Source organism: Lysobacter sp. HDW10 (assembly GCF_011300685.1).
Classification (GTDB): Bacteria; Pseudomonadota; Gammaproteobacteria; order Xanthomonadales; family Xanthomonadaceae; genus Solilutibacter.
Map to the genome: position 1 here is coordinate 424,965 of NZ_CP049864.1, position 12,254 is coordinate 437,218.

The 12,254-nt window shown below is 58.1% G+C and carries 11 protein-coding genes; 3 read left to right on the forward strand and 8 right to left on the reverse strand.

Annotation, left to right across the window (positions count from 1 at the left end; translation table 11 throughout):
* Positions 1-6: 6 nt before the first annotated feature.
* Positions 7-1,443, forward strand: coding sequence for a TolC family outer membrane protein (locus G7069_RS02100; RefSeq protein WP_166293794.1), 1,437 nt, complete (start codon positions 7-9; stop codon positions 1,441-1,443).
* Here G7069_RS02100 and waaA read toward each other — a convergent pair.
* Complete coding sequence (gene waaA / locus G7069_RS02105) at positions 1,418-2,710, reverse strand: lipid IV(A) 3-deoxy-D-manno-octulosonic acid transferase (protein ID WP_166293796.1); 1,293 nt, start codon at positions 2,708-2,710, stop codon at positions 1,418-1,420. The genes G7069_RS02100 and waaA overlap by 26 nt on opposite strands.
* Before the next feature lie 62 nt (positions 2,711-2,772).
* On the opposite strand from waaA, the gene lpxL reads away from it, so the two are divergent.
* Positions 2,773-3,678, forward strand: coding sequence for an LpxL/LpxP family Kdo(2)-lipid IV(A) lauroyl/palmitoleoyl acyltransferase (gene lpxL / locus G7069_RS02110; RefSeq protein WP_166293798.1), 906 nt, complete (start codon positions 2,773-2,775; stop codon positions 3,676-3,678).
* Here the strand turns inward: lpxL and G7069_RS02115 are convergent.
* The 6 genes from G7069_RS02115 to G7069_RS02140 are packed head-to-tail and all read right to left on the reverse strand — an operon-like array spanning position 3,666 to position 8,398.
* On the reverse strand, positions 3,666-4,442 hold the full coding sequence (locus tag G7069_RS02115) for a glycosyltransferase family 2 protein (protein ID WP_166293800.1): 777 nt from the start codon (positions 4,440-4,442) through the stop codon (positions 3,666-3,668). The two genes, lpxL and G7069_RS02115, sit on opposite strands and share 13 nt — an antisense overlap.
* Positions 4,439-5,752, reverse strand: coding sequence for an O-antigen ligase (locus G7069_RS02120; RefSeq protein ID WP_166293802.1), 1,314 nt, complete (start codon positions 5,750-5,752; stop codon positions 4,439-4,441). The genes G7069_RS02115 and G7069_RS02120 overlap by 4 nt, the downstream gene beginning before the upstream one ends.
* Entirely contained in the window at positions 5,727-6,797 is a 1,071-nt protein-coding gene (locus G7069_RS02125; RefSeq protein ID WP_166297435.1) for a glycosyltransferase, read from the reverse strand. Before G7069_RS02125 ends, G7069_RS02120 begins: the two co-directional genes overlap by 26 nt.
* 58 nt (positions 6,798-6,855) lie before the next feature.
* Complete coding sequence (locus tag G7069_RS02130) at positions 6,856-7,053, reverse strand: zinc-finger domain-containing protein (RefSeq protein WP_166293804.1); 198 nt, start codon at positions 7,051-7,053, stop codon at positions 6,856-6,858.
* 50 nt (positions 7,054-7,103) lie between these two features.
* Positions 7,104-7,811 (reverse strand): pirin family protein, encoded by a 708-nt coding sequence (locus G7069_RS02135; protein WP_166293806.1) that lies wholly within the window; start codon positions 7,809-7,811, stop codon positions 7,104-7,106.
* On the reverse strand, positions 7,808-8,398 hold the full coding sequence (locus G7069_RS02140; RefSeq protein WP_166293808.1) for a malonic semialdehyde reductase: 591 nt from the start codon (positions 8,396-8,398) through the stop codon (positions 7,808-7,810). Before G7069_RS02140 ends, G7069_RS02135 begins: the two co-directional genes overlap by 4 nt.
* An 87-nt stretch (positions 8,399-8,485) precedes the next feature.
* Here G7069_RS02140 and G7069_RS02145 point away from each other — a divergent pair, with 87 nt between their 5' ends.
* Positions 8,486-9,430: a mitochondrial fission ELM1 family protein gene (locus G7069_RS02145; RefSeq protein WP_166293809.1), complete on the forward strand. Its 945-nt coding sequence runs from the start codon at positions 8,486-8,488 to the stop codon at positions 9,428-9,430.
* Here the strand turns inward: G7069_RS02145 and glnE are convergent.
* A complete protein-coding gene (gene glnE, locus G7069_RS02150) occupies positions 9,402-12,206 on the reverse strand; it encodes a bifunctional [glutamate--ammonia ligase]-adenylyl-L-tyrosine phosphorylase/[glutamate--ammonia-ligase] adenylyltransferase (protein WP_166293811.1) in 2,805 nt (934 codons plus the stop codon). The genes G7069_RS02145 and glnE overlap by 29 nt on opposite strands.
* Between the last annotated feature and the right edge of the window lie 48 nt (positions 12,207-12,254).

Here is a 12,254-nt window from a genome sequence, read left to right on the forward strand (position 1 = left end):
ATTTGCATGCGTCGCAGCAGCCTGACCCTAGCCATCGCAATCGCCGTCGTGCCGGGCTTTGCCCACGCAGACGATTTGCTGCAGGCCTACAACCTCGCCCGTACCTCTGACCCGACCTTTGCGGGCGCAGAAGCGAGCAATCGTGCGGTGAAGGAAAACGCCGTCCAAGCACGGGCTGCCATGCTGCCGCAAATCAGCGGAAGCGTGACGGGTGGCGAATCGATCTCAAAGTCGGACTCCGGTTCGACCACGGTGATCGATCCCAACACCAACCTGCCGGTGCTTGTCTCGGGGAATTCCACCACGACATCGCGTTCGCTCAGCGGCGGTCTCAGCTTGAGCCAGATGGTATTTGACCCGGCCGCCAATGCGCGTTTGCGCAGTTCGCGTGCGAGTGGCAAAGCCAGCGATATGACATTGAGCGCCGCAGGCGACACCTTGATTACGCGAACGTCGCAAGCGTACTTCAATGTGTTGATCGCTTTGGAAACCTTGAACGCAGCAGAATCGCGTGAGACCGCTTTGAAGAAGCAATTCGACTTCGCGTCGAAGCGCCTTGAGGTGGGTTTGGCACCGATCACCGACGTGCATGAAGCACGTGCGCAATACGACGACGCCCGCGCAAACACCATCCTTGTGCGCAATGCGGTAGACGACGCGTACCAAGCCCTGCGCGAAATTACCGGTGCACCGGTGAACAACCTGATGGCATTGCCGGATAACTTCAAAGCCTCGTTGCCGGCTGAAGGCCCGGTTGACGCATGGGTGCAACGCGCGTTTGAAAACAACCCGACGCTCGCTGCGCAGAAGTTCAACGTTGAAGCCGCTGAAGAAGGTATTTCAAGTGCACGTGCGGGCTACATGCCGCGTTTGTATGCGAGTGCCGGCTACGACGTGCGCAAGAGCTGGACCAAGAATGAAGTGGGCGGTGTGTCGCGCAAATCAGATGGTATGAGTGACGGCCCGTCGGTCAGCCTGCAATTGAGCGTGCCGATCTTCAATGGCGGCGCAACGGCGTCGCAAGTGCGTCAGGCAATTGCACAGCGTGACGGTGCGCAAGACCAAATGGAAGCCACACGTCGCGGCCTGGAACGCAATACGCGCGCCGCCTATCAAGGCTTGGTTGCAGGTGTCAGCACAGTTGAAGCACGCCGCTCTGCCTTGGAATCTGCACAGGCGGCCTATGACGCGTCGTTGGTCGGCTTGGAAGTCGGCACCCGCACCGTGATCGACGTCTTGATCAACCAACAAAACCTCTTCAATGCCAAGCAGGCGTATTCGAAGGCCAAATATGACTTCCTGCAATCACGTTTGCTGCTCGAACAATCGGCAGGCACCTTGACTGTGGAAGATCTGGCTGACGTCAATCGTATGTTGACGGTGCCGGCAGACAAGGTCGGCAAGACAGCGGCTGCAACTACGGCGAAGGCAAAAAAGAAGTAATCGCTTCGAGCGTGTTGTCCAAAGCGCCGCGTCCTTGCACCACCAGTGCATGCGCGGCGTTTTTCATGCGCGTGCGTTCTTCCGGAGATTCGAACAACTGCATCAGTGCTGCTTCGAATTCAGCCGGATCTTGAACTACGCGCATTGCATGCGCATCACGCATGCGCTGACTGATGTCACTGAAATTGAAGAGGTGGGGCCCGGTGATGATGGGCACGCCAATGATCGCGGGCTCAAGCATGTTGTGGCCGCCGACCATCTGCAAACTACCGCCGACGAATGCAATGTCGGCCACGGCATAGAAACGCCCGAGGTCACCCAAGGTGTCGAGTACAAACACGGCATCACTTGTGTCTGGCCAGTCATTCACGCTGCGTGTTGAAACACGCATGCCCTGAGCGCGCGCCTGATCCGCAACGCCTTTGAAGCGTTCCGGATGGCGTGGCGCCCAAATCAGCAAGGCATCCGGCCATCGCTGGCGCACGCGCCGGTGCGCAGACAACACAAAGGCCTCTTCTTCAGGATGCGTACTCGCAGCGATCCACACGGGGCGCTGACCTGCATGATGCGAAAAGACTTGTTTGAGCGCGTCGATGCCTTCCGGCGGATTGACGTCGAATTTGAGATTGCCGGTGGCCACCACAGCATCTCGGTGTGCGCCAAGGCGAATGAAGCGCTCTCCGTCCAAACGCGATTGCGCACACACCCGTTTGACCGTACCCAACGCACGACGAATGAGCGCATCCAACACCTGATAGCCACGCAAGGAACGTGCGGACAATCGGGCGTTCAAGATGCACACCGGCACGCCTGCGTCGCGGCATGCAAATAGCATGTTGGGCCAAAGCTCGGTTTCTACGATCAGCGCAACCGACGGTTTAAAGTGCGCCAAGAAGTGACGCATGAAACGCTTGAGGTCATAGGGCAAGTAGACATGCTCGACGCGCTCACCCCAAAGGGCTTGGACGCGTGCAGAGCCCGTCGGCGTGATCGTTGTGATCACCAAGCGCCTGCCTGGCGCTTGGGCCAGCAATCGCTGCACGAGCGGTGCAATGGCGTTGACTTCGCCAACAGACACCGCGTGCACCCACACCGGTGTGGGTTCGGTGGGTGTTGGATAGCGGGCATAGCGCTCGCCCCAACGCTGGAAATAAGCCGGCTGGCGAAAGCCACGCCATACCAAGTGATAAAGCGTAATCGGCAATAGCACGACGAGCGCCACGGAATACGCGGCCCGAAGGACACGTTCGATGGGATCCCGGCTCATGGCACAAGGATAGCAATGCGATTGTCACCCCGCTGGACACATTGCACTTTAGACTTTTGCATATGAGTGAATCTCCCGCCCGCGCCGTGCGTCTTAAAGACTTGCCTACTTGGTTCGGCTTGGCCGTATTGAAAGGCTGCGGACGCATTGCGTGGCCCTTGCAGAAGCGCTTTGGCGCGATGGTCGGTTGGCTCGCGTTTCATAGCATGTCGGCGCGTCGGCGTGCCGCACGCACAAATATCGACCTGTGCTTTCCAGAGATGGATGCGGCATCGCGCGCGCGATTGGTTCGCGACAGTTTTCGTGACCTCGGCATCGGCTTGTTCGAGTTTGCGCGCGCATGGTGGGGAGACGCCGAACGCTTCCGGCGCGACGTGCACATTGAAGGCTTGGAGATTCTGGAAGGCATTCGAGCTGAGGGGCGCGGCGTGTTGCTGGTTTCGGGCCACTTCATGACCTTGGAAATGTGTGGCCGCTTGCTATGCGATCATGTGCCGCTCGCCGGCATGTACCGTCCCTATCGAAACCCGTTGATGGAACGCGCGGTGATGGAAGGACGCATGCGCTATGCCACGCGCATGTTTGGCAATGACGAAACGCGCGCTGCGATCCGACACCTCAAGCAAGGGGGGTTTCTTTGGTATGCCCCCGACCAAGACATGCGCGGCAAGGACACGGTCTTTGTTCCGTTTTTTGGCGTGCCCGCGGCGACGATCACGGCGACCCATCAGTTTGCGCGTCTAAGCGGCTGTGCTGTTGTGCCCTTCTTTCATCGACGCGAAGGCGATCGGTATGTCTTGCGTATCGGCGAAGCGCTGGCAGACTTCCCGACGCAAGATGCCACACAAGACACCGCACGGGTCAACGCCGCAATTGAATCAATGGTGCGAGAAGCACCCTCGCAGTATTTGTGGATTCACCGTCGTTTTAAGCGACAGCCGGACGGCGCATCACGTTATACATCTTGAGTCGTGCGCGCACGTTTGATGCGTGCCTCATACACTTTTGCGTACTTCAAGAAGGCATAAAACGCGTGGGTTCGGGCGGCAATAAAACCTGCCCAGCCATTCAAGAAGTACCGCTTACCGACATACATCTTCAAGAAGGCAAGCCACGGGTAGACCACCAAGCGCGTGCCCATGAAGCGTTTGTGCTTGCGCGCCGAATGCTCAACCAAACCGGAAGAGTAACGATTGATCTTCTCCACACGCACCGCGATTTCAGGCTCACCGAAATGACAGAAGCGCGCCGCAAGATCACGCACAACGCCTTTGACTTCAGGCGCTGCATGCACAGGGACTGCGTTCATCGCGCCCGCAGATTTTCGGAATAATCGCAATTGATGATTGCCGCGCGTGCCCCGCGCCGGCCAACGCCAGAACAACCACTCGTCACGCGCAAGGCGATAACCGTCGGCATTTGGGTGTGCGAGTTGTTCTTGAATGATGTCTTTCGCACCTTCGGCCAACCATTCATCCGCATCCAGCAGCAAGATCCAATCACTTGTGCACTTGTCTATGGCGGATTGCTTTTGCGCACCGTAGCCCTTGAAAGGCTCTTCGAAGAGTCGTGCACCGTGCTGTCTTGCAATCGCTTGCGTGCCGTCTGTCGACGCCGAGTCCAAGACCACCAATTCATCGCAGAACGACAAACTGGACAAGCAGGCATCCAAAGTGGCTGCATTGTTGAACGTGGTCACGACACCGCTCAAGGTGTTGCGCGCGACATTCATGGCGCTTCGTCTTCTTGCGCCAACAAGCTGCCCGAATATAAGGCGACGAGTAACAACGCAACGCCACCCCAAAAGGCCGAGTAAAAGGCCAAATGCGTATTGAAGGGAAAGAAGGTCACGATCAGCGCCCACATGGCGGGTCTTGCGTTGTCACGTGCCTTTGCAGATGCAAAGCGCCACGCGCGCCATGCAAGTGCAATGCCCGACATCCAAAGGAGTAGGCCGATAAAGCCCGTTTCGCTCAACACTTCCAGCACCCACTGATGTGCATGCAAGGCAGGCCCTTCGCCCCATGCAGGCTTCTCATACGGTTCCGGATCACATGCCGGGAATGCTTCTCGGAAATCGCGCGGACCCACACCATTGATGGGATGCGATTTGATCATGCATTCGGCAGCGCCCCAAATTCGGGTACGACCTGCCAAAGCGTGATCAAGCCCTCTTTCGTTGAACGTGACCACCGTCAGCGTCCGCTCAATGCGCTGTTGTACTTGCGGCACGGTTAACCCCAGCACCACGATGGTCAGGACGCCTACGGCAAAGGTTGCCGTCAGTCCCTTCCAACCCAGAATGCGCCAGCCTGACACCAGCAACACCAAGGCATAGGTCAGCCACGATGCACGCGATCCAGCCAAGAGAATCGTCACACCAATCAAGGCGGCGGCGACAAACCAACCGGGGACACGCGCACGCGCGTGTGCGAGATACAAAGCAAAAGGAGACAGACTGGCCAGCACAATCCCGAGCTTGAGATTGCAGGGTCCGAGGACACCACTGATGCGATCAGCAGCCGCTATCTCCTGTGCCGTACACATCGGCTTGTGTTCAATCAATTGCTTAAGCGTATCCAACACGTGAAAGCCCAAGCTATGGCCGAAACACGCCTGAATCAGGGCATCAATGCTCCACAAAAACACGATGACCCCAATCCCTGAAAACGTCGTCACGCGCAAACGCGCATCTGCAACGGCAATGGCGACGAGCCAGAGAAACGGCAAATAACGCAGTCCGGCAAAGGTGCGCTTCAAGGCTTCCAAATGATTGCTCGCATCGATGGAAGCGATGAGCTGCGGCGTCCAATACGCAAAGAACAAGGTCGTCGTTAGCGCCCAAGCGGGTGCACTCAAAAGTTGAGAGCCGCCACGGAATTTCACCATCGACAATCTGAAGATGGTGAAGAGCGCCCCTAAGGTGAGTACGGCTTCTGCAACGCCGGGTGCTGGCAGCAAGGCGATATACGCCAAGACCCACCACGGGGCCCACCGCCAGCCTGAGGCGCGGACTTCAATGTTTGGATTGGAGTTCGTCATACACTTTGAGCGTAGCATCCTGCATGGATTCAAGCGTGTAAGGTATCGCGCTCGGCAAAGCGGGTGGCGCGTTCAAAAATGTTTTCGCTTTTTTAACGAGTTCGGCTGTGTTGAAGTCAGCGACCGCACCTGCTGGAAATAGCGCGTGCAAAATTTCGCCGACACCCCCGTGGTCCCAACCTAAAACAGGTGCGCCCACGCTGAGCGCCTCAACCACCGTCCGACCAAAACTTTCGGGCTTACGCGACAGCTGCAAGACCACATCGCTGGCTGCATACGCGTCGGGAATGTTCGCTATGGGCGGCGTGATGAGGATCTGGTTCGCAACGCCTAAGGTCTCGGCCAAGGTTTTCAGTTCGGAGACATAAGCGGCACGCTTCGGATCATCGGCACCCGGCATCCAAAGCACCGTCGATAGGCCCTCAGCCTTCAAGTGTTGAACCAAACGGATGGCATCTTCATGCCCCTTCAATCGCGTGCCGCGGCCCGGCAACAACAGCAGGGCACCGGCCGCTGCCAGTTGTGGCCACTGCTGCGCAAACTGCGCACGTGCGGTCGTATCGATTGACGCGCGTCTTGGATAACGCGCAGCGTCAATGCCGCGCGGAATGACCACGAGTTTGCGTTCGGGTGTTTCCGGGTAATGACGCAGTACATAGGCCTTGACGACATTCGACACACAAATGACGCGCTCCCCTGCCGTCATGATGCGGCTATAGCGCGAAGGGGAATTCAGACCATGCACAGTCGTGACGAAATGCGGTGCGACTTTCATGCCACGCAATGCGAACCAAGCAAGCCATGCAGGCACCCGCGAACGTGCATGCACGACATCGACGTTCGCCATCAAGCGCCGCAAGGTTCGAACGTGCCTAAGCGTCATGAGAGACTTGCGGCCGATATCCAGCGTGATGTGCGTGGCGCCTAGTGCTTCGAGCGCCGGCACCAGTCGCCCCCCCGCGGAAATGACTGTGGCTTCATGGCCTGCAGCAATCAATGCGTCGGCAATTTCAAGCGTCGATTTTTCCACGCCACCGGCTTCCATCGCCGGGAGTAATTGCAATACGCGAAGGGGTCGCGCACGTGCGTTCACGCGCGTCGGTTCAATCGATCAGTTTGTAATGCGCGCCGCAGTAAGGGCAGCTAACTTCGCCGCCATCGGCCTCAATCGGCAAATAAACGCGGGGGTGTGCGTTCCACAGCGCCATCTGCGGCGTCGGACAGCTCAGCGGCAAATCGGCGCGCTTAACTTCATGCACGCTTTGCGCTTGCGGATTCGGCGTTGCATTCGATTCGGACATGGGGCTCAGACTGTGTAACGAAAAGGCTATTTTAGCAGTGTGCGCCCTGTTCAGGCCGGCAGGTCGAAGACGAGCGCTTCGCCCTGTGTCGGGCTGCTGAACTGTAGCGAACCGGTCGTCACATCAATGCCGAGCCCGTCGCCGGCCGTCAGCATCTGACCTTCAAATGCCCATTGCCCTTCAATCATCTGCACCCACACCTTGCGTCCTGCGGCGACCTCGAGCGACACCGGAGCGTCTGCGGTAGCCGCGCCGCGGAAGACGCGGGCATCTTGTCGGATCGGCAAGCTCTCGGCTTCACCGTCGGCGGATGCGATCAGCACCCACTCGCCCGCCGCTGGACGGGGGAAATTGCGTTGGGCGTGTCTGGGCGCTGCATTCACGCGGTCTGGTTGAATCCAGACCTGCAGAAAATGCACGGCTTCTGTATTCGAGCCATTGAACTCACTGTGTTCAATCCCCGACCCTGCACTCATGCATTGCACATCACCGGCATGCAGGTCGATCTGCGTGCCGAGCGTGTCTTTGTGCGCGAGGTGCCCCGACAACACAAAGCTCAGGATTTCCATGTTCGCGTGCCCGTGCGTTTGAAATCCTTTGCCAGGCTGCACACGATCTTCATTGATGACGCGCAACGGACCAAAGCCCATCCAGTTGGGATCGTAGAAATGACCGAACGAAAAGGTATGACGGCTATCTAGCCATCCCATCGAGACATGTCCACGTTCCGTGGCCGGGCGAAAGTGCTGCGTGTTCATGCGATGCGACAAGCGTCCTCAAATGCCAAGCGCGGTGAGCGCGGGAAGATCGCGGCGTGATCCCCTTTACCCAAGTTGATCAAGAAATTGGATCGAATCGCCGTGCCTTTAAAAAAGACTTCGTCGACCATGGCGTTGTTAAAGCCTGACATCGGCCCGCAATCCAAGCCCAATGCACGCGCGGCCATGATGAAATACGCGCCTTGCAAGGTGCCGTTTCTAAACGCGGGAACGAAGCGATTCTCTCTCTCACCTTCGAACCAAGCCTTGGCGTCGGTGTGCGGAAAGAGTTCGGGCAGCTTTTCATGGAAGTCCATGTCGTAGCCCACGATCACGGTCACCGGCGCGGCCATCGTTTTGTCGTGGTTGCCGGCATCCAGCGCAGGTTCGAGCAGCTTCTTGGCTTCCGCTGATTTGACGAATACAAAACGCGCGGGGCAACTGTTTGCTGCGGTCGGACCGAACTTGGTCAAGGCATAGATGGCTTTCAGTTGCTCGTCACTGATTTCACCATCGAGCTTGTTGTGCGTGCGCGCCGTAGTGAAGAGTTGTTCTAGCGACGACGCATCCAACGCATTAAAGTTCATAGATCCTGCCGAAATGACGATATGAAAGGCTTCATTGTAACGTTGCGCTGCGTACAGACGACGTAAATAGCAGTATCTTGAACGCGCATGTCACAGACACTTCCATGCTTTGCCCTCCATGACGGCCGCGCCGGAAATGCGCGCCAAGCAGAGGCGCTCGCGCATTGGGTGGGCAACACCGTGTCGTCCATCACGCTTCGAACCGCAGCACCCTGGCGGTGGCTCGCGCCGCGTGTGTGGCCAGGTGCACAGCATGCATTTCGCCCTGATTTAGCGGGCACACTCACAGAGAAGCCCTGCATTGCCATCGGCTGCGGTCGTCAAGCTGCATTGGCCACACGGTTGTTGCGCAGCGATCGCGTACGCAGCATTCAAATTTTGGACCCACGCATCGATGCGCGACATTGGGACGTCGTGGTCGTCCCCGCGCACGACCGCTTGCGTGGCGAAAATGTCATCGTGATGCAAGGCAGCTTGAATGCGATCGACGATGCGTGGCTGCAACGCTATCGCGACTGTGCGCCGGTCGATATTCGTGCCGTCGGCCCGCTTTGTGCGGTGCTAGTCGGCGGCCCGACGGCAGATACCCCTTACGACCTTGAAGCGGTATTGGATGCCATCGCACAAGTGCGTGCCTCGTTCGACGGTCTGATTTATGTGTGCACGTCGTCGCGCACACCGGCCGACTGGTCTGCCACGATTCGGTCACTGACGTCGCAAGGCGATGTACGGCTTTGGTCCTTTGACGATGAAAGAACCAACCCGTACCCGTTCCTACTGGCGTGTTCGACGCGCATTGTGTGTACGGCCGACTCGGTCAATATGCTGTCGGAAAGTTGTGCCACTGCACTGCCGGTGGAATATGTCGGCGCAGCGCGTATGCGCGGCCGCGTCGCAAAGTTCGTTCGTACGCTGGAAGACGCAAAGCGCGTTCGTGCGCTGGGCAGTGTCGATGCCTTACAACTAACCCCGTTGCGTGAATCTCAGCGTGTGGCAGGAGACATCAGCCAGCGCTTGAATGCGTTGAAGTAAATACTTGCGCCCATACGCCCTGCACAGTTTCTCGTGCGCTTTGCAGCGTGTCGTCTTCGGTCACCATGCGTTTGCGTCGATCCAACATGCATTGCAGTGCAAGCGTCGCCAGGATGTCGTGCGCCACACTTAAGTGCGCGCCACAAGATTGAAGCAAACCTGCGTGCGCCACGGCCGCGATCAAATCTGTGCTGCGCGTCTGTGCCAGCAGGGCGGGGTGCGATGCCGCATGGGTGAGGACTAAGGCCTGCAAGATGAACTCGATATCGACCAGACCGCCCTCGCCTTGCTTAAGGTCGAACATCGTCGCGCGCGAACGATCCAATTCTTGGCGCATGCGCGCACGCATATCTGCGATTTCTTGCAATATCTTTGCGGCATCCTTGTCTTGCTGCAGGATCTCGATGCGCGTTGCTTCGAAACGCGATTTCAACGCCCTATCACCGACCAAGGCGCGCGCACGCACCAAGGCTTGATGCTCCCACGTCCATGCGCGCTGGGTTTGGTAATCCGCATAGCTCGAGAGCGTCGAAACCAACAAGCCTTTTGCGCCATCCGGGCGCAGGCGCACATCGACGTCATACAAGCGCCCGGCGGCAGTCGGCGTTTGCAGCATGCTCACGATTTTTTGGGCAATGCGTGCGTACCAGCGTGATGCCTCGAGGGGTCGTGCACCCTCAGACTGCGCGTCAGCATCCGCCGTATACAGAAACACAAGGTCTAGATCGGACCCAAAGGCCAGCTCTTCGCCACCCACGCTGCCATAGCCCACGATTAAAAACTCACCCCCCGCAACGTCGCCGTGGGCGCGGCGCATGTCTTGTTTGGCAATGGCGACAACCGCTTCAAGCACAGCATCCGCAATCCACGCGAGCGATTGACTGGCATGTGCGGCGGTCAAGCGATGATCCAATGTTGCCAAGGCGATACGGAAGCTCAGCATTTGTCGCAGTTCATTGAGCTCAGCCAATGCGCGCTCAACGTCTTCCAGATACGGGGCCACTTGCGCGCGGCATTGCTGAATCAGCTCAGCGCGTGTTGGAAACGCATCGGCGTCGCGCGCGTCCAACAACTCATCTAACAAGATCGGGAAGTTGGCGAGTCGCTCGCCAAGCAATGCGCTGCGACCCAGAATGTCGACCAAGCGTTGCAGCGCTGCGGGTTGTTCATCTAACAATGCCAAGTAACTGCTGCGACGCATGATATTGGCGAGCAAGGTCAACATGCGTGCGAGCGCGATGTCGGGCGCTGTCGCCGCCGCCGTTGCTGCAATCAATGCAGGCATCACGCGATCCAGTCGTTTGCGACTTTGTGGGCTGGCAGATTTGACCGCCAAAGACTGGGCGAATCGACGTAAAGCGTCGTCTGCTGCATCCGCATCTTCGAAGCCAATCTCATGCAGCAGTGACGACTCCCCTTCCTCGGGTAACGCGCGCCAGTACGCGGCGACATCGTCTACGTTGTCTTTTTTCTTGCGCGTGCCGAGCAAGGAGGAGAAATGCGTGTTGATGACTGAGCGTTGGTAAGCAAGCGCACGCTTGAAGTCTTCGGCGTCTGCATAGCCCAGTCCGATGGCGAGTCGATATAGACCCAGGGCATCCTCAGGCAGGGTGTGTACTTGGACATCGCCGCGCATTTGAATACGGTTCTCGACTTTGCGTAAGAACAAGTACGCTTCAAGCAGATCTGTCGCGTCGGCGGGTGCTACCAAGCCGGATACTTTCAGCGCGGCCAAAGCACGCATGAAGCCGCGGCACTGCAATGCGGGCGTGCGGCCACCGCGAATGATCTGCAGCACTTGGGCAAAGAACTCGACTTCGCGAATGCCACCCGGTCCACGCTTCACATCGTGCGCCATGTCTTTGCGTGCGACTTCCGCATTGATCATGGCCTTCATCTCACGCAACCCATCGATCGCGCCGTAGTCGAGATACCGTCGATAGACGAAGGGGCGCAGCACCTGCGCAAAACGCGCACCGGCTTCCAGGTCGCCCGCGACCGCGCGCGCCTTCAACCATGCATAGCGTTCCCAATCGCGTCCTTCGCGCTGGAAATACTGCTCAAGTGCACCAAATGACCACGCAACACGCCCCGCATTGCCATAAGGCCGCAAACGCAAGTCGACGCGGTGGCTGAACCCTTCCGGCGTGATTTCGTCCAACAACTTCGCAAACTGTTGACCCAAGCGCGCGAAGTATTGCTCTGCAGGTAATGGTCGCGCGCCGTCGCTCTCGCCCTCTTCTTCGTAGGCGAATACGATGTCGATATCAGAAGAGAAATTCAGTTCGCCACCACCGAGCTTGCCCAAGCCAAAAATAACCAGGCGAACGACATCACCCGCTGTATTTCGAACCAAGCCATGTCGCGTCGCCATCGCGGACTCAAGGTGCGTCAGCGCAATCGTCATGCAGCGCTCGGCAAGCCGCGTGCTGCTTCGCAAGGTGACTGCGGTGTCATCGAGCGCAAATACATCGCGCCAAATCAAGCGCACCGATTCGTTCTGTCGCAGGCGACGCAGATCCGTCTGAATGTCGGTTGTATCTGTGAGACCGACACCCTCGAACTCAAATTCGACCGCACCGTCATCTGCCAACAAGCGCTGCAAGACGCGTGGTCGGCGTTCAAACACGTCCATCGCGAAATCGCTGACCCACGCCATCTTCGCCAATCGCGCAGATGCGTTTGCGGGCAACTCGATCCCTTCGCGCGTGCATGCCGAGAGGACGCGTGCACAAGATGCATCAACGGCAGCGGTAATTTCAGTCCTGACTTGCATGTCACAGCGAGTGGGTGGCGTGCCCCATCATAACCAGTGCGCGCACTG